Source organism: Rhizobium gallicum bv. gallicum R602sp, assembly GCF_000816845.1.
Classification (GTDB): Bacteria; Pseudomonadota; Alphaproteobacteria; order Rhizobiales; family Rhizobiaceae; genus Rhizobium; species Rhizobium gallicum.
This window is the reverse complement of sequence record NZ_CP006877.1, coordinates 91,034-113,052: the sequence shown is the minus strand read 5'-3', so window position 1 is coordinate 113,052 and position 22,019 is coordinate 91,034. Positions and strand designations below refer to the sequence as shown.

The following is a 22,019-nucleotide window of genomic DNA, read 5'->3' as shown; positions in this document are numbered from 1 at the left end:
TAAATGACATGTCATTCACGACTGCACTGACCAAGCACGTGCCCTTTTCCTCGCCGTTCCTCCGCGACTGCGGATACATCAACGGCGAATGGACGAGGGGCGAAGCAACGAAAACCTTCGACGTTTTAAACCCGGCCACAGGCGAAGTGCTCGCCTCGCTGCCGGACATGGGTGCTGCCGACACCCGCAAATCCATCGACGCGGCCTATGCGGCGCAACCTGCATGGGCAGCACGTCCTGCAAGGGAGCGTAGCGCTATCCTGCGCAAGTGGTTCGACCTGATGGTTGCCAACGCCGATGAGCTGGCGGCGATCCTGACGGCGGAAATGGGCAAACCCTTTCCTGAAGCGCGCGGCGAGATCCTTTATGCCGCCGCTTATATCGAATGGTATGCGGAGGAAGCCAAGCGCATCTACGGCGAAACGATTCCCGCTCCTTCCAACGACAAGCGCATGATCGTCATCAAACAGCCGGTCGGAGTGGTCGGCACCATCACGCCTTGGAACTTCCCAGCAGCGATGATTACCCGCAAGATCGCTCCGGCGCTGGCTGTCGGCTGCACGGTTGTTTCGAAACCCGCCGAGCAGACCCCGCTTTCGGCGATCGCGCTTGCGGTTCTTGCCGAACAGGCCGGCATTCCGGCTGGCGTTTTCAACGTCATTGTCGGCGAAGACGGTCCGGCGATCGGCAAGGAACTTTGCAGCAACGACAAAGTGCGCAAGATCAGCTTTACCGGTTCGACGGAAGTTGGCCGCATCCTGATGCGCCAGTGCGCCGACCAGATCAAGAAGGTAAGCCTCGAGCTCGGCGGTAACGCACCCTTCATCGTCTTTGACGATGCCGATCTCGATGCCGCCGTCGAAGGCGCGATCGCCTCCAAATACCGCAATGCCGGCCAGACTTGCGTTTGCGCCAACCGGCTCTACGTCCAGTCAGGCGTCTACGACGCATTTGCGGCCAAGCTGGCAGCAAAGGTCGAATCCATGTCCGTCGGCGACGGCTTCGAGGCAGGCGTCACGATCGGCCCGCTGATCGACGCGCAGGGCCTTGCGAAGGTCGAAGATCACGTCAGCGACGCGCTTTCCAAGGGCGCCAGGGTTCTGACCGGCGGCAAGCGCATCGAAGGCGCCGGCACCTTCTTCACGCCGACGGTATTGACCGGCGTTGCCCGCGGCATGAAGGTCGCACGTGAAGAAACTTTCGGTCCTGTTGCTCCACTCTTCCGCTTCGAGACTGTTGAAGAGGTGATCGAACAGGCCAACGACACAGAATTCGGCCTTGCCGCATATTTTTTCGCCGGCGATCTGAAGAAGGTCTGGAAGGTTGCCGAAGCGCTAGAATATGGCATGGTCGGTATCAATACCGGCCTGATGTCCACCGAGACGGCGCCCTTCGGCGGCGTCAAGCAATCCGGGCAAGGCCGCGAAGGTTCACGCCATGGCGTCGATGATTATCTCGAAATGAAATACCTGTGCATCGGCAATCTCTGAGCCGAAAGTCAAAGGGCGCCGTCGACGGCGCCCTTTTACAGTCAATAGTGCGGCGGACGCGTGATCGCCGGGGCTTCGAGGGATTGCTCCTCAAGGGACAGAAAGCGTTCCGTCAGCCGGTCGAGCTTGGTGCGCATCTGCTCGACTACCTTCCATTGCTCCGCGAGTTGATCGGAAAGCTCGTCGATCGTCTTTGCCTGATGGGCGACCATTTCCTCAAGTTTGGTGATTCGACCCGTCTCGTCGGACATCGGTTTCCTCCCGGCAATTCCTGCCTTTCCAAAGCGGAAATAAGTCTTTGCGTCAATGCTTTTGCGGCTCGCAAAAAACGATTCCGAAAGTGAACCGTTTAGTTACTAATAGGGCTTGCCGTCCTTGCCCAGGTGGGATAGGCCCTGTCTCATCAGGGAGGAAATCTGATGGATGTAGGAAACGGCTTTCTTCATCCGGACCGGCTCTTTCCGGCCGATCCGGCAACGCGAACCATCGCGCGCGACCTTTACGAAGCGGTTCGCAATCTGCCGATTGTAAGCCCGCACGGGCACACCGAACCTTCGTGGTTTGCCGAGGACAGGCCTTTCGAGGATGCAGCTTCGCTGCTTGTCATTCCCGATCACTATCTTTTCCGCATGCTGCACAGTGTCGGCGTCAAGCTCGACGATCTCGGCGTGCCGCGGCTCGATGGCAAGCCGGTCGCAGAGGGCCGGGCGATCTGGCGGGCATTTTCTGCACAATATCACCTTTTCCGGGGTACGCCTTCCAGTCTCTGGGTCGATCATGCGATGTCGGCCGTGTTTGGCTGCGAAGAGCCGCTGACCCCGGATAATGCCGATAAGCTTTACGACCACATCAACACACAATTGGCGCTGCCCGAATTCCGCCCGCGCGCGCTGCACAAGCGTTTCGGTATCGAGACGATTGCGACGACGGAAGGCGCGCTCGACCCGCTGACCCATCACCAGAAGATGGCGGCTGAGGGATGGATCGGGCGCGTGCGCACCACATACCGGCCCGACAGCGTCACCGACCCGGACGCCGTCGGTTTCCGTGCCAACCTCCTGCAATTCGGCGAAATCACCGGCACCGACATTACCCGGTGGGATGGCATGGTCGATGCGCACCGCAAACGCCGCGCCTATTTCCGCCAGTTCGGCGCAACGGCCACGGACCACGGCGTGCCGACGGCCTTTACCGCCGATCTCCCGCTTGCCGACAAGCAGGCGCTGCTCGACAAAGCCCTGAGAGGTCCTCTTTCTGGGGCCGATGCCGAACTTTTCCGTGGCCTGATGATGACGGAGATGGCCGGCCTCTCGGCCGAAGACGGCATGGTGATGCAAATTCATGCCGGCTCCCGCCGAAACACCGACAGCGGCCTTTTCCAGACGCGCGGTCCGAACATGGGCGCCGACATTCCGACACGCACGGACTGGGTCGGCGGCTTGAACGCTCTGCTGTCGAAATACGGCCATGCGTCCGGTCTCAGGGTTCTGCTCTTCACACTCGACGAGACGACCTATGCCCGCGAACTGGCACCGATGGCCGGGCACTGGGAGTGCCTGATGATCGGTCCGCCCTGGTGGTTCCATGATAGCCCGAACGGCATTCGCCGCTATCTAGACCAAGTCGTTGAAACGGCCGGCTTTGCCAATCTCGCCGGCTTCAACGACGATACGCGGGCACTGCTTTCAATCCCCGCCCGCCACGACGTCTGGCGCCGCGAGGTCTGCCGCTTCCTGGCGCAGCTCGCAGCCGAGCACCGGATTTCAAAGAAGGATGCCGAGATCGTCGCGCGCGAACTTTCCTATGACAATGCGAAGAAGGCATACAAGCTGTGACGGAGCGACTGCAAAACCTGACGAGCCTTGCGCCGACGGCAAAACTTCCGGCCTATGACCGAAGCAGGCTGAAAAGCGGCATCGTGCATCTCGGCCCGGGTGCCTTTTTCCGCGCGCATTTTGCACCCTTTACAGATGCGGCACTTGCGGCCGCCGGCGGCGACTGGGGCATTGAAGTCGCAAGCCTGCGCACCGCCGATGTCGCCGATCATCTGAACGAGCAGAACGGCCTCTATACGATGCTCATCCGCGATACGTCGGGGACGACAGCGCAGGTGATCGGCCCGATCCTGAAGGCGCATGTCGCAACGCGTGACCCAGCAGGGCTGCTTGGCCGCCTGGAAGATCCGGCAATCCGCATCGTCAGCCTGACGGTGACCGAGAAGGCCTATGGTCTGCATACCCTTACTGGCGGCCTCGATCTCAACCATCCCGACATCGCCACCGACCTTATCCATCCGCATGCGCCGCGCGGCGTTGTCGGCTATCTTGTCGAAGGGCTGGCCCGTCGGCGTAAAAAGGGTATTGCGCCCTTCACGCCGCTGAGTTGCGATAACCTGCCGAGCAACGGCGCAGTCCTCAAGCGCCTGGTTCTCGAATTCGCGAGTCGCGTCGATCCTTCGTTGCACGACTGGATCGAGCAGACCGTACCCTTTCCCTCCACGATGGTGGATCGCATCACCCCGGCCAGTACCGACGTTACCTATGCCGATGCCGAACGCCTGACGGGGCGGCAGGATCTCGCGGCAATCGAGACCGAGCCCTTCACGCAATGGGTGATCGAAGACCATTTCGCCAATAGCCGCCCGGCTTGGGAGAAGGCTGGCGTGCTGATGGTCGAGGAGGTCTCGGCCTACGAGAAGATGAAGCTTCGCATGCTGAACGGGGCGCATTCCCTGCTCGCCTATCTCGGATATATAGGTGGCTATGAATACATCCGCGACGTCATGGAAGATGCCGGATTGGCAGCGCTTGCGCGGCGCCACATGAGCGCGGCAGCTGCGACCCTCGATCCCGTTCCAGGGATCAATCTCGAGCACTATGCGGAAGAACTCATAGCGCGCTTTGCAAATAAGGCGATCGCGCACCGCACCTATCAGATCGCCATGGACGGGACGCAGAAACTGCCGCAACGTCTCCTGGAGCCGGCAACGGAAGCGCTTGTTCATGGCAGCAAGGCGGAGACTTATGCAATCGCAGTCGCCGCCTGGATGCGCTATGCGCTGGGCGTCGACCGGAACGGCAAAAGTTACGAATTGCGTGATCCCAGAGCTCGTGAAATCGCACATCTCCTTACAGATGTCCCGCGAAATGGCGCTGCGGTAGCAGCGGCGCTTTTCGGCCTGCCCGGGCTCTTCCCAGCGGCACTGGCGAAAAACGCCGCCTGGACCGAGGACGTGGCGAACAAGCTGGAGATTCTGATCCAGGATAACAGGCTGCCGTTGATCTGAGTGGAGGCGCCGCGTTACTCCGCCGCCACCCGCGCCCAGGTCCTGGGCGCTCGGGCTCTTAATCGGGTGATTCACGGTGGCGTGGCTGGACTCCTGTCATAAGGACAGGAACGAGGAGAGAGGTTGGGCGCTTGCCCGCATAGCAAACGCCGATCAAGCCTTGATGCGCTTCATCTCAAGATCATAGAGCGGCTTCAGCGACACCGTGCAGGGAATACGCTCCCTCGCAACGTCCAGTTCATAGGTTCCCGACAACACGAAATCCTCGGTCACGCCGTCGGGATTGCGGATGTAGCCGTAGCCGATCGGTTTGCCGATCGTGTAGCCGAAGCCGCCGCTGGAAAGCCAGCCGACACGTTTGCCATTCCGATAAATGGTTTCGCGCCCGAGAAGGACGGTCTCCGGATCGTCCGGCACGACGCAGGCGAGCATCTTTTTCACACCCCCTGAAAGCTGGCGCTCGATCGCCTTGCGGCCACGGAAGTCGATGTTCTTCCTCGTTTTGACTGCCCAGGCGAGCCCGGCCTCGATCGGTGTATGATCCGGGCCGATATCCGAACCCCAAGCACGATAGCCTTTTTCCAGACGGCAGCTTTCGATGGCACGGTAGCCGGCATTGACAAGACCGAAACCGCTCCCGGCAGCCATCAAGGCATCATAGACCGTCGTTGCATATTCGACAGGGACATGGAGTTCGTAGCCCAATTCGCCGACATAGGTGATCCGCAACGCCCTGACGGGGCAGCCCACGATGCCGATGGTCTTTACCCGGCTGAACGGAAAGGCCGCCTTGGACACATCACTGGTGGTGACTTTCTCAAGGACATCGCGGGAATTCGGCCCCATCAGGGAAAGAACCGAATAGGCCGATGTCACATCGACAAGCTCGGCCCGCATATCTGCCGGAATATTGCGGGCGATCCAATCGAAGTCGCGAGTGGCAAAGCCGGTGCCGGTAACGATGTAGAATTCGTTCTCGGCGATGCGGGCGACGGTGACGTCGCATTCGATGCCCCCCTTGTCGTTCAGCATCTGTGTGTAGGTGAGCGATCCGGCGGGCTTGGCGACATCATTCGAGGCGATCCACGAAAGAGCGGCCTCTGCATCCCTCCCCTTCAGAACAAACTTTGCAAAAGATGTTTGATCGAAGATGACAGCCGCTTCGCGCACGGCCTTGTGCTCGCGGCCGACGGCATCGAACCAGTTCTGACGGCCGTAGGTATAGACGTCCTTCGGCTCCTCGTCGGCAAAGAGATCGGCGAACCAGTTCGGTCGCTCCCAGCCGAGCTTTTCGCCGAAGCAGGCGCCCTGAGCCTTGAGGCGATCGTAAAGCGGCGACTTGCGGCAGGGGCGACCACTCGAATGCTCTTCGAAAGGCCAGGCCATCGTATAATGCTTGCCGTAGGCCTCCAGCGTGCGAGTACGCACCCAGTCGGTATCGAAGTGGGGGCGGCCGAAGCGGCGGATGTCGACCGGCCAGAGATCATAAGGCGGCTCACCTTTGGCGACCCACTCGGCGAGTGCCATGCCGGCACCCCCGCCGGAGGCTATGCCGAAAGCGTTGAACCCGGCGCCGACGAAGAAATTCCTCAGCTCCGGCGCTTCGCCGAGAATGAAATTGCCATCCGGCGTGAAACTCTCAGGTCCGTTCAAGAGCTGTTTGACCCCCGCCTTCTGCAAGCCTGGAACCCGCTCCAGCGCCTGCTCCATGATCTGCTCGAAGTGATCAAAATTGCTGTCGAGCAGCGTGTAATGGAAACCTTCGGGAATGCCATTCACCGCCCAGGGGATTGGATTCGGCTCATAGCCGCCCATGACGAGCCCGCCAACTTCTTCCTTGTAATAGGTCAGGCGATCCGGATCGCGCAGCGTCGGCAGATTGGAAGGCACGCCGAAGGATTCGGTGATGATGTACTGATGCTCGACGGAGACGAGCGGCACGTTGACACCGAAACGGGCAGCGAAAGCCCGGGACCACTGACCGGCGCAGACGATGACGCGTTCGCATTCGATGCGGCCTTTTTCGGTGATGACGGCGCGGATCTTTCCTTTGTCGATTTCCAGGTCGAGAACTTCCGTATCCTCGAAGATCGAGACGCCGGACATCCGGGCGCCTTTTGCCAGCGCCTGCGTGATGTCGGAGGGATTGGCCTGGCCGTCGGTCGGCAGATAGGCTGCGCCCACAACGTCGTCGATCGTCATCAGCGGCCAGAGTTCGAAGGCTTCCAGCGGAGTGAGCAATCGCATGTCGAGGCCGAAAGACTGCGCTGTCGTTGCCTGGCGCTTCACCTCGGTCCACCGCTCTTCATTGCAGGCAAGCCGCAATCCACCGTTCATCTTCCAGCCGGTGCCGAGACCGGTTTCGGCTTCAAGTTTTTTGTAAAGATCGACAGAATAGCCAAGCAGCTGGGTGATGTTGGCGCTGGTGCGCAGCTGGCCGACGAGGCCCGCCGCATGGAAGGTGGTGCCGGAGGTGAGCTTCTTTCGCTCGAGCAGCACCGTATCCGTCCAGCCGAGCTTGCCCAAATGATAGGCCGTCGAGCAACCGATGATACCGCCGCCGATGACCACAGCTTTCGCCGTCTTCGGTAATTCCTTCGCCATATTACTGGTCCTGTTCAAATGCCTTGTAGGCACGCTCGAAGCGCGCGAGGTTTTCGACTGTGTAGGCCGCATAGTTGAAATCGATGGTCGAATGGATCTCGGAAACCATGCTCCAAAGGGTTTCGCGGAGCAGAGATGAACATTTCATGGCGCTATAGCGCCGCCAGAGATCCCGCGTCAGCGGCCGGCCGAAATAGGTTTCCAGCATTTGCCGCTCGGCATCCTCCGAAAACTCGTTGTTGGAGGCGAGGCCGCCGAGGTCAAAGAGCGGCGTGTTGAAACCCGCGTAGTCCCAATCGATCAGCCAGAGACGCTTGCCGTCATCAAGGAAGTTCGCGGCGAGAAGGTCGTTATGGCCGAAGGCGATATCGAAAGGGCCGGCGGTTTGCTCGAGCAGTTCGGCCTTTTCGAGCAGCGCGGGAAGCATCGGCGCATGGTCGCTTTCAGCGGCAATCAGAGTGGCCGCATAGTCGCGGATGACATGGAAGACCCAGAAGATCATCGCCTGGCCACGGAAATGAAGGGCGATGTCATGATGGCAGGCGCGAACCAGTGGCACGATGCGGGCGAGCATTTGCGCATCCTGGATGTCTTCCGCCATCAGAGCCCGCGCCTCGATGAAATCGAGGACGAGCACGCCGGGCTCATAATGGATGACCGCGGGCGAAAGTCCGGCAGCGTAGGCTGCCTGGCTCGCTGCAAACTCGTTCTGGCGACTGATATGATGAACCGGAATATCGGCGCCGAGGCGTACGACGCGGCGCGATATGCGATCGGTTACGAGATAGTTCCGGTTGGTAATGCCGCCGGCAATCGGTGCGATTTCGATCGGGCCGTGCCAGATGCCGAGTGCATGAATCCTATCTTCAGGCGTCACGCTTTCCCCCTCGCAACCCACCTGCAAAGGATGGGCCAGAGCAGGCTTGGCTGTCAAGCAGAGCAGGCTTTATATCGTGGCACCCGAAGCATCGAAAACATGACAGCGGGCGGGGTCGAAGGACGCCGTCACATTCGTTCCGCGCTCAACCTTCTGCTGACCGTCGAGAGCCACGGTCAGGTGCTGGCCGTCCGGCGTCTTCGTATAGAGCATGGTGGCGCCGCCAAGGTTTTCGACCAGGTCGATGTCGACGGTCGCAAGTGCAATGCCGCCATCGGCCACGGACAAGTGTTCCGGACGGATGCCGAAGGTAACCTCCTGACCGGCCGAACCTTTCAAGCGACGCGGCAGGCGGATTGAATTGCCGCAGACATTGATCGTCGTGTCGCCGTCATTGACCCGCTCGATCTTCGCCTTCAGGAAGTTCATCTTCGGACTGCCGATGAAGCCTGCGACGAAGCGATTTGCCGGATGGTTGTAAAGGTCGAGCGGAGCGCCGACCTGCTCGATGCGGCCCGAATTCAGTACCACGATCTTGTCCGCCATGGTCATGGCTTCGACCTGATCGTGGGTGACATAGATCATCGTGTTGCCGAGATTGCGGTGCAGGCGGGAAATTTCGACGCGCATCTGAACACGCAGCTCCGCATCAAGGTTCGACAACGGCTCGTCGAAGAGAAAGATGCGTGGCTCGCGCACGATGGCGCGGCCGATCGCGACGCGCTGGCGCTGACCGCCGGACAAGGCCTTCGGCTTGCGCTCCAGAAGCTTCTCGATCTGCAGGATTTCAGCGGCGCGGCGCACCTTCGGTTCGATCTGGGCCTTCTTGTATCCAGCCGTCTCAAGACCAAAGGCGAGGTTCTTGTAGACCGACATATGCGGATAGAGCGCATAGGACTGGAAGACCATGGCGATGCCGCGCTTGGCAGGCGCCACTTCGTTCATGCGCTCGTTGTCGAGCAGCAGACCGCCGCCTGAAATCTCCTCGAGGCCGGCGATCATGCGCAACAGCGTGGACTTGCCGCACCCGGACGGGCCGACGAAGACCACGAACTCGCCGGGATCGATCGTGAGGTCGATGCCATGGATGACATCCAGCGACCCGTAGCGCTTCTCGACCTTCTGAAGAACGACACTTGTTGCCATCTTCTAAACCCTCTCCTGGTCCGTTATCTCGTTTTTGCACGCCAGTCGGCGTATTTAGGGCTGTCGCGACCGATGGGCAGCGCTATGTCTGCGCCGCTGTCGGACGATTGATAGATTGCTGTTACCAGCTCCAGCGCACGCCGGGCATCGGCGCTGGTGACCGGCAGCGGGCCATGACCGCTGAGGTAGTCATGAAAGCGGGCCATTTGCGTGTTGAACCGGGGGGCAACCGGTCGCCAGTCGCCAACCGCAGCGTCGATCCTTGCTTGCACTTCGTCGTTTGCGGCGATGATCTGCCACGGCCCCTTGCCCGGCGCGTAGGGATCGTGGTTGCTTTCGAAAGTAACGTTCTCGAAATGCAGCCGCAGCCGGCTGATCTGCTGCTGCGAACCCAGCGTGCAGGAAAGCGAAACGAAGGCGCCATTCTGCATCTGAAGGCTGACGGAGGCGCAATCTTCCACCTCGATGTTATTGACGCGAGTGGCAACCCTGCCAAAAACGCGGGCGGCCGGACCTGCGAGATGGAAGAGCATATCGTGCAGGTGCAGCGCATGCGTTACGAGTACGCCGCCGAGTTCAGTTGCCCATTTGCCGCGCCAGGGAACCGCGTAATATTCGGGCTTGCGCAGCCAAAAGGTCTCGACAGCGCCCATGTAGAACTTGCCGGCTATGCCTGCGTCGATGATAGATTTCGCCTTCTGGATGCCATCGCCATAACGATACTGAAAAATCGGCATCAGAGCGCCTTTGGCACTTTTTTCAGCCTCCACGATCTCATCAACAGCGGCGAGGGAGCCGGTGAGCGGTTTTTCACAGACGACATGCTTGCCCGCCGCAAGAGCTGCCACGACCTGTTCACGATGAATGCCGGGTGGTGTGCAGATGTCGATGATGTCAATTTCGTCGTCGCCCAGAAGCTCCGTAAAGGACGTCGTACGCTTCTCAATTCCAAACTCGTCGCCGACCGCTTTCAGCCGCTCCTCATTGAGATCGCAGATGGCTGCGACCCTGAACTTATCCGGATGCGGCAGGTAGCCCTCGACGATGTGAGAACGCCCGATACCGCAGCCGACGATGGCAACAGTCTTGATGCTCATGTCACTTTCCCATCCGCATCAGCGCTTCATGCCGGTCGTGGCGATGCCTTCGATCAGCAGGCGCTGGAAGAAGAGGAAGAAGAAGAAGACGGGCACGAGCGAGAGCGTCGACATGGCGAATAGGCCGCCCCAATCCGATGCGCTGGTCGAGTCGACGAAGGTTCGCAGACCGAGCTGGATCGTGTAGGTGTTCATGTCATTCAGGTAGATCAGCGGACCGAAGAAATCGTCCCAGGTCCATATGAAAGAGAAGATTGCGGCTGTTGCCAACACTGGCAGCGATAGCGGCAGCATGATCTTCCAATAGATGCGCCAAGCGCTGCAACCGTCCATCATCGCGGCCTCATCCAGTTCGCGCGGGATGCCGCGGAAAAACTGCACCATGAGGAAAATGAAAAAGGCGTCGCTTGCCAGGAACTTCGGCACCACCAGCGGCAGGATGGTATTGACCCAACCGAGGTTCAGGAAGAGCACATATTGCGGGATCAGCGTCACGTGATAGGGGATCATCAGCGTGCCGAGCATGATCGCGAACCAGAAGTTCCGGCCAGCAAAGCGCAAGCGCGCAAAGGCGAAGGCAGCGAGGGAACAGGCAATGACATTGCCGACCACCGTCAGCACCGAAATCACCAGGGAGTTCCAGAAGAACCGACCGAAGCTGACATCGAGGCCGACCCATCCACGAAGATAGGATGAGAAATCAATGGACGATGGAAAAATCGACGTTGACGTGAAGATTTCGTTTTCCGGCCGCACCGAAGCCGAAACCATCCAAAGCAACGGATAGAGCATCAGGAGCGAGCCGCCGATCAGCAGGGCATGGACCAGGATCGAGCCCGGCAGGCTGCGCTTGTTGACGTCCGAGGGCGGCTGCGGGGCGGTGACAATGGCAGTCATCTCAGTCATCGTAGTGCACCCAGTAACGCGAGGACAGGAACGAGAACGCGGTGAAGATCGCGATAATGATCACCAGAATCCAGGCAAGCGCCGAGGCATAGCCCATGCGGAAGTTGCCGAAGGCTTCCTGGTAGAGATATAGCGTATAAAATAGCGTCGAATTGATCGGGCCGCCGGTGCCGCCGGAGATGATGAAGGCGGGCGTGAAGGCCTTGAAGGCGTCGATCGTCTGCACGACGGCGTTGAAGAAGATGACCGGCGTCAGAAGCGGCAGCGTGATCTTGTAGAACTGCCGGAACTTCGACGCGCCATCGAGACTGGCGGCTTCGTACATGTCCTGCGGGATCTGACGCAAACCGGCAAGGAAGATGATCATCGGCGAGCCGAACTGCCAGACGCTCAGCGCAACCAGCGTATAGATTGAATAGTTCGGATGCGAGATCCAGCTCGGTCCCTGAATGCCAAATTGTGCAAGTGCCGCATTGACCAGGCCGTCACCGGCAAAAAGCTGGCGCCAGAGTACGGCGATCGCCACGCTCGCGCCGAGCAGCGAGGGCAGATAGAAGATAGCGCGATAGATTGGCAGGCCCTTGATGCCCCGGTTCAACGCCAGCGCAACCATCAGCGCAAAAGCAAGCTTGAAGGGCACGGCCAACATCACGTAGGTCAGTGTGACCGACATCGCCGAGGCGAATTTCGGATCGGCAGTGGCGATGCGCACGTAGTTTGCCGCGCCCACCCAGCCCGGCGACCTCAACATGTCGAAGTCGGTGAAGGATAGGTAAAGCGACATCAGGGCAGGTCCGAACGTCAGCCCGAAGAAACCCAGAAGCCACGGCAGCAGGAAGAGATAGCCTGGAGCATTGGCATTCCACAGCCGCCTGAACCGGCTGTCGGCCACCGCCCCCCGATACCGTTCTACCGTCGCCGCCTCTGCAGGCATCGTGCGCATCGCATTATTCATATGGATCAGCCCCGCGCGAGAATGCGCGTAAGTTCGTCCACGAGCTGCTTGGCGCCGTCTGCCGCTGTCAACTGCCCGAAGCCGACCTGCTCAGAGATGTTTCGAAGCGTGAGCTCACCCTCACCGGCACCCGCAGGCGGCGGCGGTGGCAACTTGCCGGCGAGATCGCCGAGGCCGGAGACGTATTCCAGCGGCACTTTCCCGACAGCGTCGAGCTTGGCTGCCACGACCTCACGCATCGCTGCCGATTCCGGAATGCCGCGTTCAACACCCAGCGCCAGTGCTGCATCCGGGTTCGTGACGAAGAAGTTCACGTAATCGACTGCCTGATCGACCACTTTCGACTGAGCTGAAACCGAGAAGAACATGGAAGGCTTGCGGTAGTGGCCGCCCTTCGAATCCTTTGTCACTCGCATGTGGTTTGCCAGAGTGAGCTTGTCCTTGTTCATCTGCTGGTATGCCACGAATTGGTTCGAGTGCGCGAAACCAGCGGCAGACTTGCCAAGGGTCAGCGTATTGGTCTCGATGTCGTTCTTGTCCAAAGCCTGAATGTCGGGCGGAACGCATGCACCGCTTTCACGGAACTTGTTCCACATATCAAACCATTCGGATGCCTCTTCGACGCCAAAGCCAATCTTCGCATCAGCAGTATAAAGCGCCTTTCCGCGTTGGCGGAGGTAGTTTTCGAAAAGCGGCTCCCCACCGCTGCCATCGGCCATTCCGAACATGCCTTTACGCTTGCCGGCCTTGGTCAGTTCGGCTGCCATCTTGCCAAACTCTTCCCAGGTCGTTGCCTTTGTCGGAAGATCGATGCCCGCTTCCTCGAAGGCGGTCTTGCTCAGCATGGTGGCCGCCGAATTCGCACCCAGACTCACACCATAAAGATGCCCATCGACGCTGCCGCCCTCGATCTGCGCCTTGTCAAAGTCACCTAGATTGAGCTTCGACGGCATGTAGGAATCGAGAGGCGCAAGTGCGCCGCGGTGTGCATACTCGACGATGTAACGGTAATCCATTTGGATAACATCGGGGGCATTCTTGCCAGCGACCTGCGTGGCGAGGCGAGGCCAATAATCACCCCAACCGAGAAACTCGCCGGTTATCGACGTGCCCGGATTCTTTGCCTTGTAGAGTTCCGATACCTTGTTGGTGCGATCTGCACGTGGCTGGGATCCCCACCACAGCAGACGCAGTCGTGTATCCTGCGCAAAGGCATTGGAACCAAGTGCCGAAAGCGAGAGAAGCGTTGCCCCGCCCGCCATGAAATTACGTCTGCTTACGCGTAGTGTCATCTGTTTTTCCTCCTCCCTTGGGGAGCGCCTCCACACGCTCCTTGCTGGTTTCTCTTGCAACAAATAACTAATTGGTTACAAGCTATGGACAAGCATCGGGCCTGTCAAGCGGTGATAATTTCGCGAGGTTCTCCTCCCGGATTGTCGCTTTTACAATCTCGCACCGAAGCCTTATGAGCGCAACAGAGCGTCTGGGGAGATGAGCGGATGGATAATAGCGGCGAGACCGGGGAAAAGAAAAAAGCCAAGCGGGTGGCCGGTGATCGCGTATTGCAACGCGACCCCGAAAGAACCAAGGCCGCGATCCTGGAAGCAGCTACCCGCGAATTTGCCGAAAACGGCATGGGCGGGGCGCGCGTCGACGCAATTGCCGAGCGGGCCGGCACCAATAAGCGCATGCTCTATCACTATTTTGGCGACAAGGAGCAGCTCTACCTACGTGTGCTGGAGGAGGCTTATGTCGGCATCCGTACAGCGGAGCGTGCCCTGCATATCGGCGACCGCAGCCCGGAAGAAGGAATCGGCGAGCTTGCTCTCTTCACCTGGCGCTATTTCCTCAAGCATCCGGAGTTTTTAAGCCTGCTCGGTACGGAAAACTTGCACCGCGCCCGCTGGCTTCGCCAATCCGTCCGGCTCAAGGAATTGCATTCTCACCTGATCGGTGAGCTCGCGCGGGTCCTAGAGCGCGGCAAGAAGGAAGGCGTCTTCATCGAGAACGCCGATCCCCTTCACGTCTATCTAACGATCGCGTCGCTCGGATACTTCTACCTTTCGAACCAACATACGCTTTCGACGATCTTCGGGCGCGAACTGATTGAGCCCTCAAATCTCGACAGTTGGGAACAGCATATCGTCCACGTGACCCTCGCTTCGATCAAGCGCTGAAAATTCAAAATTTGATTTGACTATTGACAGCCCCGCTTCCGATCTGCCATCAAGTAACCGTTTAGTTACTGGCTTGGGAGGGCCGGGCAACGCCCGCTCCCGCCGTTCGACAATTTGGCAGGGAGAAATAAGATGGCTCGTCTGGGGATCATTTTGCACGGCGTTACAGGCCGCATGGGCTACAACCAGCACCTAGTGCGATCGATCCTGGCCATCCGCGACCAGGGCGGTTTGTATTTGAAATCCGGCGAGCGGCTGGAGATCGACCCGATCATCGTCGGCCGCAACCGCGACAAGATGGAAGAGTTGGCGAAGAAGCACAATATCAAGCGCTGGTCGACAGATCTGGACGGAGCGCTCGCCAACCCGGACGACCAGATTTTCTTCGATGCCGGAACGACATTGATGCGCGCCGAGCTGCTTTCCAAGGCACTCGATGCCGGCAAGCACGTCTATTGCGAAAAGCCGATCTCCGACGACCTGCAAGTGGCCGTTGACCTTGCACGGAAAGCGCGAGCCTCCGGCCTCAAGCACGGTGTCGTGCAGGACAAACTCTTCCTGCCGGGTCTTCGCAAGCTGGCGCTGCTGCGCGATTCCGGTTTCTTCGGCAAGATCCTCTCGGTGCGCGGCGAGTTCGGCTATTGGGTTTTCGAGGGCGATTGGGGCGTTCCGGCGCAGCGGCCGTCCTGGAACTACCGCAAGGGCGATGGCGGCGGCATTATCCTCGACATGCTCTGCCACTGGCGCTACGTGCTCGACAATCTTTTCGGCGAGGTGAAAGCGGTTTCCTGCCTCGGCGCAACGCATATTGGCAGCCGCGTCGACGAGCAGGGAAAGACCTACGCCTGCGATACGGATGATGCGGCTTATGCTACCTTCGAGCTTGAAGGCGGCGTCATCGCGCAGATCAATTCGTCCTGGGCCGTTCGCGTGCGCCGCGACGATCTCGTGACCTTCCAGGTAGACGGCACGCACGGTTCTGCCGTCGCCGGTCTTACGAAATGCTGGACGCAGCATCGGGTCAATACGCCGAAGCCGGTGTGGAATCCGGACCAGCCGCAAACGATCGACTTCTACCAGACATGGGACGAGGTGCCGGATACGCAGGCATTCGACAACGGTTTTAAGGTGCAGTGGGAAATGTTCCTGCGCCATGTCGCCGAAGACGCCCCCTGGCCCTACGGCCTAGAGGCGGGCGCCAAGGGCGTCCAGCTTGCGGAGTTGGGCCTGAGATCTTGGGCCGAGCGCCGCTGGCTCGACGTTCCGGCATTGGAGTTCTGATATGCAGACGATCAATCTTCCCCTCGACGGCAGGATCGCCCCCTATACGCTGACCGGAACGCCAATCGAGCTCAAGAAGCGTGATGCGAAAGATTTTCCGCGCGTGGTCTTTGCCGCTGCCCATGTCGTCGCCGACCCGCTGGCGGACAACGATCCATGGTTGACGCCTGCCATCGATTGGGAACGGACCCTCGCCTTCCGCCACCGCCTTTGGGACCTCGGCCTCGGCGTTGCCGAAGCGATGGACACGGCGCAGCGCGGTATGGGACTTGGCTGGCCCGAAGCGCGCGATCTCATTCGCCGAGCTCTTGCCGAAGCACGCACTCGCAAGGATGCACTGATCGCCTGCGGCGCCGGTACCGATCATCTGGCGCCCGGTCCCGACGTGACGATCGACACGATCATCAGGGCCTACGAAGAACAGATCGAAGCCGTCGAGGCAGAGGGCGGGCGCATCATCCTGATGGCAAGCCGCGCGCTTGCGGCAGCTGCGAGAGGGCCGGACGATTACATCCGCGTCTATGACCGCATCCTGCGGCAGGTGAAAGAACCGGTCGTCATCCACTGGCTGGGCGAGATGTTCGACCCGGCGCTGGAAGGCTATTGGGGTAATCCGGATCACGTCAAGGCCATGTCCACCTGCCTGCAAGTGATCGAGGCCAATGCCGCAAAGGTCGACGGCATTAAGGTTTCCCTGCTTTCCAAGGAGAAGGAAATCGCAATGCGCCGGCAACTGCCGAAGGGCGTGCGCATGTATACCGGCGACGACTTCAACTATGCGGAACTGATAGCCGGCGACGAACAGGGGCACTCCGACGCCCTGCTCGGCATCTTCGATGCCATTGCTCCGGCCGCCTCCGCCGCTATGGAAGCACTCGGCCGCAAGAGCAACCGCGAGTTCTTCGACTTGCTCGATCCGACCGTTCCGCTTTCACGTCACATCTTCAAGGCGCCGACGCGCTTCTACAAGACTGGCGTCGTCTTCCTTGCCTATCTCAACGGCCTGCAGGACCACTTCACGATGATCGGCGGGCAGCAGAGCACGCGTTCACTGACGCATCTCGCGGAGCTTTTCCGGCTGGCGGACAAGGCGCGCGTACTTGCCGATCCCGATATGGCGGTCAACCGCATGAAGCGCGTGCTCGCCGTTCATGGCGTTTACTGACGCCGATCGGGAGCGGGAGGAATTCATATGCAGGTCGAAGGACTTTCGATCAACCTTGCGACGATCCGTGAACAATGCGGATTTGGCCAAGCCGTCGATCTCTGCCTGAAGCACGGCATCACCAGGATCGCACCCTGGCGGGAGCAGGTCGCGAAAGTTGGACTCGCCGAGGCCGTTCGCATCGTCAAATCGAACGGACTGAAGCTGACCGGCCTTTGTCGCGGCGGTTTCTTTCCGGCGGAAAACGAGGCGGGATGGCAGAGGAACCTCGACGACAACAGGCGCGCAATCGATGAGGCTGCCGCGCTCGGTGCCGATTGCCTCGTGCTCGTCGTCGGCGGGCTGCCGGGCAGTTCCAAGGACATCGGCGCAGCGCGCCAGATGGTGTCCGACGGTATCGCTGCGGTATCGCCGCATGCAGAAGCCGCCGGCATGCCGTTGGCAATCGAACCCCTGCATCCGATGTATGCGGCCGACCGAGCCTGCGTGAACACGCTCGCTCACGCGCTCGATATGTGTGAGCAGCTGGGCGAAAACGTCGGCGTTGCAATCGACGTCTACCATGTCTGGTGGGATCCGGATCTCGCCAACCAGATCGCGCGCGCCGGCCAGATGAAGCGTATCTTCGCGCATCATATCTGCGACTGGCTGGTGCCGACAAAGGACATGCTAACCGACCGCGGCATGATGGGCGATGGCGTGATCGATCTCAAAGGCATCCGGCGCATGATCGAGAAGGCAGGCTTCCTCGGCGCGCAGGAGGTCGAAATCTTTTCGGCAGAGAATTGGTGGAAACGGCCAGCGGACGAGGTCATCGCGACCTGCGTCGAGCGATACCATAGCTGCTGCCAAGCATAGTTCGATACATTTCAGCACGCCTGAGGAGGATCATTCGATGGAGAAACGCCGTTTTGCACTGATCGGGACAGGAAATCGCGGAACCACCATGTGGGGCAAAGAACTGCTCGCCGGTTGGCGCGAACATGTCGATCTCGTCGCGATCGTCGAAAAGAACTCTCTTCGCGGCGAGCGCGCCCGCACGATGATCGGCAGCAATGCACCGATCTACGAGGATATCGATGCGATGCTGGCCGAGGTCAAACCGGACCTTGTCATCGTCTGCACGCCGGATCAAACGCATGATGCGATCGTCGTTCGGGCGCTGGAGGCCGGGATCGACGTCATCACCGAAAAACCGATGACGACCGCAGTCGACAAGATTCGCCGCATCATCGACGCCGAGAAGCGCACCGGCAGGCGCGTCGACGTGTCATTCAACTACCGCTATGCGCCGACCGCAGCCAAAATCAAGGAATTGCTCAATTCCGGCGAGATCGGCCGCATCAGTTCGGTCGATTTCCACTGGTATCTGAACACGAAACACGGCGCCGACTATTTCCGTCGCTGGCACGCCTATACCGAAAATTCCGGCAGCCTCTTCGTCCACAAGGCCACGCACCATTTCGATCTGCTGAACTGGTATCTCGACAGCGATCCCGAAGCCGTGACGTCCTTCGCCGACCTACAGAATTACGGCCGCAAAGGCCCCTTCCGCGGCCCACGCTGCAAGCTCTGTCCGCACACCCATGAATGCGACTACTATCTCGATCTGGAGGCAGATCCCTTCCTGGACGCACTCTACGAGGAACCGTCGAAGATCGACGGATACTTTCGCGACGGCTGCGTCTTCCGCGAGGATATCGACATTCCGGACACGATGGTCGTCAGCATCCGCTATCGAAACAACGTGCATGTCTCCTATTCGCTGAACACCTTCCAGCCGATCGAAGGCCACCATCTGGCATTCAACGGCACCAAAGGCCGAATCGAAATCCGCCAGCATGAAGCCCAACCCTGGGAGGTGAAGAAAGAGGATGAGATCCTGCTGATCCGGAATTTCCCCAATGGGAAGGAGGCGGTCGAGCGTATCATCGTGCCGCATTCGTCCGGCGGCCACTACGGCGGGGACGACCGGATGCGCAATATGATCTTCAAGCCGGACATGCAGGACAGGCTTCATCAGCGTGCGGGAACGCGTGCCGGGGCCATGTCGGTGCTTTGCGGCATTGCAGCGCTTCAGAGTTCCCGCACCGGCAAAGTCGTCAATCTCGCCGATCTGATGCCTGAGCTTGCCAATGACGACTCGCCGAATTCCCGCAGGGTCGAATAGGCTCAGGCCATCTTTTCGAGATCCGCAAGGGTGACGCCATAACGAAGCGGCTCGCCCTTTAAGAAACGTTCGATCTCGTCCGCCGCCATTTCGCCGAGGCGCATGCGCTCCAGTCCGACGGCGCCTGCAATATGGGGCGTCAGGAACAGATTCGGCAGATCGTAAAAGGCCGATGAAGGCTCGGGAATTTCCGGGTCCGTTACATCGATGATGGCATCGATGCGGCCGGTTGCAAGCGTCGCCAGCAGCGCAGCTTCATCGATGATTGCGCCCCTAGCCGTGTTGATAAGAGTTGCGCCGTCCTTCATCAAAGCCAGTCTGTCCGCATCGATCATATGCTGCGTGGAAGGCAGAGACGGCGCGTGAAGCGAAATGATGTCGGAAACCCTCATGAGAGTATCCAGCTCGACCTTCTCTGCTCCAAGCCCTTGGGCTTCAGCCATGCTAATCGTCGGATCGAAAAGGACAAGCCGGTAGTCAAACGGCTCCAGCAACTTGATGACGCGACGGCCGATCCGCGATGCACCAATGATGCCGACCGTGCGCCGGTAGTTGCCGATCGCCAAACGCTGCATCGGATGGGTGCGGTCACGGTTGCGGTCTGTCACGTAACGGTCGCGGAAGCGGAAAACCTGTTTGCCGGCAAAGAGAATGGCTGCGAGCGTAAACTCCGCGACCGGTGCGGCATTGGCTTCAGCGGCATGGCTGACCGCAATCCCGGCCCTGAAAATCTCTTCACCGATAATGCCTTTGACGGTGCCGGCCGCATGAGCGACAATCTTCAAACGCCTCGCTGCGGCAAGCACCTCACCGCCCACCTGCGGCGCCCCCCAGCCTGTAATGAGGATTTCCGTCTCCGGGAGCACGCGCCGGGCGCGCTCATCAGAGAAATTCTGCAGCGGCTCGCGGTCGAGCAAGCGGCCGATGACTTCCAGGCGTTGAAGCAACTCATCCGAGACGACATGTTCGGTGCGTTCCGGATGCATGGCAAACGCGATGCCGGGACGGCTCATGGCATCTGTCCCGGCGCGACAATGGCGCTGACCGTCACGCCGTATTCCCTCACCTGCTGCTCCAAAGCTCCGATGTCCGGGACAACAGGGCGCTTCATCCAGGCCCCGGAAACAGCTTGCGGATCATTGATTGCGAGCACTGCCGTGATCAGCACGGTCTCACCTGCGGGGATTTCGCCGCGCAACTGCGGCACCAATGTCTTTGCCACAATGAGGTTCGTATTCGGCAAGGCTTTCTGCGCAAGGCCGGTGCGCGTCACGGTCGAGCCAAGATCGGCGATGCCGGAAAAATCACTCTCTCCAATGACATGCGCGGCACCTGCTTCTACCGAAAGCGTATCAAGATCGAAATCCCGTTTGGCGATCGCGAAGCCGCCTTCGGACGTCTGCAGCGCACGTGGCGTATTGATCCTGTGAACGCGAATATGCCAGGGCGCAGCCGGTACGAGCCATGTTTCGACCGAGACATCCTTGAACGGCGACCACTTCGAATAAAGCACGTCACCGGCAATCTTGGCTTCCGCATTTGTCTCGCGAACTCGGTAATGCAATCCATCGTCGCTGAAAGCCAGCGCCGAATCAAAAGCGCCGCCGGCGAAATTTCGCTCGTCGGCCTCAACACTGAATCCGTAGCGCGCTGAATATGCGAATTTTGCGTATTTTTCCGTTCCAAAACGCATCTGCAAATTTTCCTGGCCGGAAGAAAGCGCCACGACATCGCCACCCGCCCGTATCATGACCATGCCCGGATGGCGCTGCGGGGAGACGGCGACCGCTTCCGGCGCCGTTTCCTTTGACGTCCAGAACGGATGATCTGCTGGAATTGCGAGCGGCAAGAAGGCCTTGAAAGCCCAATAGGGCGAGCCTGCAGAATTATAACTCTCCGACATCAGCAGGTTGGGATAGCCGAAACCGATTGAAAGGATGCCGTCTCGGTTCGTCATCGGCTTGTCCCTCCACCAGCGCAGATGCTGGAGGCAAAGATGCTTGACTTCACCCCACGGCAAAGCTTCGAGGTCGGCGAAGGCAAGCGCCGACCAGAAACCTGCGCAGGCGAAACGGTATGTCAGGCTGCGGCCGAAGGGGATCGTCGCACCGTCGGATGCAAACCAGTTCTTGAAATCCTTCGCAAAAAGTACTGCCCGTTCGCGGTATCGCTTGGCATAGTCATCATCGACAAGCTTCGAATAAATCAGGCCGTAAAAGTGCATCGCGAAGGGAATGTAGTGATCGATACGGCGCACATTGCCGTCGCGATACCAGCCATCGCCGATATAGAAGCCCTCCAGCTCTTCCAGATATTGCCTAGTGAGGCTGCGATCGAAATCCGCTCCCAATCGGTCAAGCGCTATATCGACGAAGATGCGGAAGAACTTCCAGTTGTTGTCGGCGTAGTCAAACTGGCGCGCGTGCTTGAGATAGGCGATGACGTTGTTCCGGGCATGACCATCTAATGGCTCCCAGATCTTTTCCGGGACAAGCGCCAGCGCAAAACCGAGCGCGGCAAGCTCCACCATGCGCTGGTCGCGGCCGTTGACCGTGCCCCAATATTCCGGATGCTGCGGATCGGCGCCATTTGCGAGGCCTTCGGCGAAACGTTTCCAATGCTCGAAGCGGCCGTTTCCCGCACCCAAAGGAGCAAGACCCCACAGAGGCCGGGCGAAGCCTTCCAGATCGGCCGCGGCACGATCGAAATGTGCGCCAGCGCCATCCAGCCGCACGCGGGCATTGCCCTTCGAAAAGTAAGGCAGCAGTGGATCGAAGAGATCGAGAAGCGCGCGGCCCATGTCCTCGCGGGTTTCGAGCGGGTTGCCTGCAAGCGGATTGGCGCTGGCCGGATCATAGGTCATCG

The 22,019-nt window shown here is 59.6% G+C and carries 18 protein-coding genes; 8 read left to right on the top strand and 10 right to left on the bottom strand.

The annotated features are described in order from the left end of the window. The first annotated feature begins 8 nt into the window (after positions 1–8). Positions 9–1,490 carry an NAD-dependent succinate-semialdehyde dehydrogenase gene (locus RGR602_RS00510; RefSeq protein WP_039843477.1) on the top strand — a complete coding sequence of 494 codons (1,482 nt, stop codon included), beginning with the start codon at positions 9–11 and terminating at the stop codon, positions 1,488–1,490. Between the two features lie 41 nt (positions 1,491–1,531). Here the strand turns inward: RGR602_RS00510 and RGR602_RS00505 are convergent, their stop codons facing one another. Beyond that, entirely contained in the window at positions 1,532–1,741 is a 210-nt protein-coding gene (locus RGR602_RS00505) for a SlyX family protein (RefSeq protein ID WP_039843476.1), read from the bottom strand. 168 nt (positions 1,742–1,909) lie between these two features. Between RGR602_RS00505 and uxaC the strand changes: the two genes are divergently transcribed. Both uxaC and RGR602_RS00495 read left to right on the top strand, forming a co-directional pair. Then, positions 1,910–3,325 carry a glucuronate isomerase gene (uxaC, locus tag RGR602_RS00500; protein WP_039843475.1) on the top strand — a complete coding sequence of 472 codons (1,416 nt, stop codon included), beginning with the start codon at positions 1,910–1,912 and terminating at the stop codon, positions 3,323–3,325. Then, positions 3,322–4,776 carry a mannitol dehydrogenase family protein gene (locus tag RGR602_RS00495; RefSeq protein WP_039843474.1) on the top strand — a complete coding sequence of 485 codons (1,455 nt, stop codon included), beginning with the start codon at positions 3,322–3,324 and terminating at the stop codon, positions 4,774–4,776. Before uxaC ends, RGR602_RS00495 begins: the two co-directional genes overlap by 4 nt. 153 nt (positions 4,777–4,929) lie before the next feature. Here the strand turns inward: RGR602_RS00495 and RGR602_RS00490 are convergent, their stop codons facing one another. From RGR602_RS00490 to RGR602_RS00460, 7 genes are all read right to left on the bottom strand, one after another. Next, on the bottom strand, positions 4,930–7,380 hold the full coding sequence (locus tag RGR602_RS00490; protein WP_039843473.1) for a GcvT family protein: 2,451 nt from the start codon (positions 7,378–7,380) through the stop codon (positions 4,930–4,932). 1 nt (position 7,381) lies between these two features. Then, positions 7,382–8,257: a phosphotransferase gene (locus RGR602_RS00485; RefSeq protein ID WP_039843472.1), complete on the bottom strand. Its 876-nt coding sequence runs from the start codon at positions 8,255–8,257 to the stop codon at positions 7,382–7,384. 69 nt (positions 8,258–8,326) lie between these two features. After that, positions 8,327–9,403 carry an ABC transporter ATP-binding protein gene (locus RGR602_RS00480; protein WP_039843471.1) on the bottom strand — a complete coding sequence of 359 codons (1,077 nt, stop codon included), beginning with the start codon at positions 9,401–9,403 and terminating at the stop codon, positions 8,327–8,329. Between the two features lie 23 nt (positions 9,404–9,426). After that, positions 9,427–10,500, bottom strand: coding sequence for a Gfo/Idh/MocA family protein (locus tag RGR602_RS00475; RefSeq protein WP_039843470.1), 1,074 nt, complete (start codon positions 10,498–10,500; stop codon positions 9,427–9,429). A gap of 18 nt (positions 10,501–10,518) precedes the next feature. Beyond that, entirely contained in the window at positions 10,519–11,397 is an 879-nt protein-coding gene (locus RGR602_RS00470) for a carbohydrate ABC transporter permease (RefSeq protein WP_372415170.1), read from the bottom strand. Position 11,398: 1 nt separating this feature from the next. Continuing rightward, positions 11,399–12,361, bottom strand: a complete 963-nt coding sequence (locus RGR602_RS00465; protein WP_039843468.1) for a carbohydrate ABC transporter permease — start codon at positions 12,359–12,361, stop codon at positions 11,399–11,401. A gap of 5 nt (positions 12,362–12,366) precedes the next feature. Further along, positions 12,367–13,653: an ABC transporter substrate-binding protein gene (locus tag RGR602_RS00460; RefSeq protein WP_039843467.1), complete on the bottom strand. Its 1,287-nt coding sequence runs from the start codon at positions 13,651–13,653 to the stop codon at positions 12,367–12,369. Positions 13,654–13,860: 207 nt separating this feature from the next. On the opposite strand from RGR602_RS00460, the gene RGR602_RS00455 reads away from it, so the two are divergent. From RGR602_RS00455 to RGR602_RS00435, 5 genes are all read left to right on the top strand, one after another. Continuing rightward, a complete protein-coding gene (locus RGR602_RS00455) occupies positions 13,861–14,538 on the top strand; it encodes a TetR/AcrR family transcriptional regulator (RefSeq protein WP_039843466.1) in 678 nt (225 codons plus the stop codon). 132 nt (positions 14,539–14,670) lie between these two features. Next, entirely contained in the window at positions 14,671–15,819 is a 1,149-nt protein-coding gene (locus RGR602_RS00450; RefSeq protein ID WP_039843465.1) for a Gfo/Idh/MocA family protein, read from the top strand. A 1-nt stretch (position 15,820) separates the two neighbouring features. Further along, positions 15,821–16,984, top strand: coding sequence for a dihydrodipicolinate synthase family protein (locus RGR602_RS00445; RefSeq protein WP_039843464.1), 1,164 nt, complete (start codon positions 15,821–15,823; stop codon positions 16,982–16,984). 27 nt (positions 16,985–17,011) lie between these two features. After that, a complete protein-coding gene (locus RGR602_RS00440; protein ID WP_039843463.1) occupies positions 17,012–17,842 on the top strand; it encodes a sugar phosphate isomerase/epimerase family protein in 831 nt (276 codons plus the stop codon). Between the two features lie 37 nt (positions 17,843–17,879). Next, positions 17,880–19,154, top strand: coding sequence for a Gfo/Idh/MocA family protein (locus RGR602_RS00435; RefSeq protein ID WP_039843462.1), 1,275 nt, complete (start codon positions 17,880–17,882; stop codon positions 19,152–19,154). 2 nt (positions 19,155–19,156) lie between these two features. Here RGR602_RS00435 and RGR602_RS00430 read toward each other — a convergent pair whose 3' ends face one another. Next, positions 19,157–20,167, bottom strand: a complete 1,011-nt coding sequence (locus tag RGR602_RS00430) for a hydroxyacid dehydrogenase (protein ID WP_039843461.1) — start codon at positions 20,165–20,167, stop codon at positions 19,157–19,159. Beyond that, positions 20,164–22,017, bottom strand: a complete 1,854-nt coding sequence (locus tag RGR602_RS00425; RefSeq protein ID WP_039846557.1) for a DUF2264 domain-containing protein — start codon at positions 22,015–22,017, stop codon at positions 20,164–20,166. Before RGR602_RS00425 ends, RGR602_RS00430 begins: the two co-directional genes overlap by 4 nt. Positions 22,018–22,019 lie beyond the last annotated feature (2 nt).

Excerpts from the sequence above, each read along its gene's own strand:
- RGR602_RS00425 (WP_039846557.1), bottom strand. The coding sequence starts at position 22,017 with ATGACCTATGATCCGGCCAGCGCCAATCCGCTTGCAGGCAACCCGCTC.
- RGR602_RS00465 (WP_039843468.1), bottom strand. The coding sequence starts at position 12,361 with ATGAATAATGCGATGCGCACGATGCCTGCAGAGGCGGCGACGGTAGAA.
- RGR602_RS00490 (WP_039843473.1), bottom strand. The coding sequence starts at position 7,380 with ATGGCGAAGGAATTACCGAAGACGGCGAAAGCTGTGGTCATCGGCGGC.
- RGR602_RS00475 (WP_039843470.1), bottom strand. The coding sequence starts at position 10,500 with ATGAGCATCAAGACTGTTGCCATCGTCGGCTGCGGTATCGGGCGTTCT.
- RGR602_RS00435 (WP_039843462.1), top strand. The coding sequence starts at position 17,880 with ATGGAGAAACGCCGTTTTGCACTGATCGGGACAGGAAATCGCGGAACC.
- uxaC (WP_039843475.1), top strand. The coding sequence starts at position 1,910 with ATGGATGTAGGAAACGGCTTTCTTCATCCGGACCGGCTCTTTCCGGCC.
- RGR602_RS00470 (WP_372415170.1), bottom strand. The coding sequence starts at position 11,397 with ATGACTGCCATTGTCACCGCCCCGCAGCCGCCCTCGGACGTCAACAAG.
- RGR602_RS00510 (WP_039843477.1), top strand. The coding sequence starts at position 9 with ATGTCATTCACGACTGCACTGACCAAGCACGTGCCCTTTTCCTCGCCG.
- RGR602_RS00430 (WP_039843461.1), bottom strand. The coding sequence starts at position 20,167 with ATGAGCCGTCCCGGCATCGCGTTTGCCATGCATCCGGAACGCACCGAA.
- RGR602_RS00460 (WP_039843467.1), bottom strand. The coding sequence starts at position 13,653 with ATGACACTACGCGTAAGCAGACGTAATTTCATGGCGGGCGGGGCAACG.
- RGR602_RS00450 (WP_039843465.1), top strand. The coding sequence starts at position 14,671 with ATGGCTCGTCTGGGGATCATTTTGCACGGCGTTACAGGCCGCATGGGC.
- RGR602_RS00445 (WP_039843464.1), top strand. The coding sequence starts at position 15,821 with ATGCAGACGATCAATCTTCCCCTCGACGGCAGGATCGCCCCCTATACG.
- RGR602_RS00480 (WP_039843471.1), bottom strand. The coding sequence starts at position 9,403 with ATGGCAACAAGTGTCGTTCTTCAGAAGGTCGAGAAGCGCTACGGGTCG.
- RGR602_RS00440 (WP_039843463.1), top strand. The coding sequence starts at position 17,012 with ATGCAGGTCGAAGGACTTTCGATCAACCTTGCGACGATCCGTGAACAA.
- RGR602_RS00505 (WP_039843476.1), bottom strand. The coding sequence starts at position 1,741 with ATGTCCGACGAGACGGGTCGAATCACCAAACTTGAGGAAATGGTCGCC.
- RGR602_RS00455 (WP_039843466.1), top strand. The coding sequence starts at position 13,861 with ATGGATAATAGCGGCGAGACCGGGGAAAAGAAAAAAGCCAAGCGGGTG.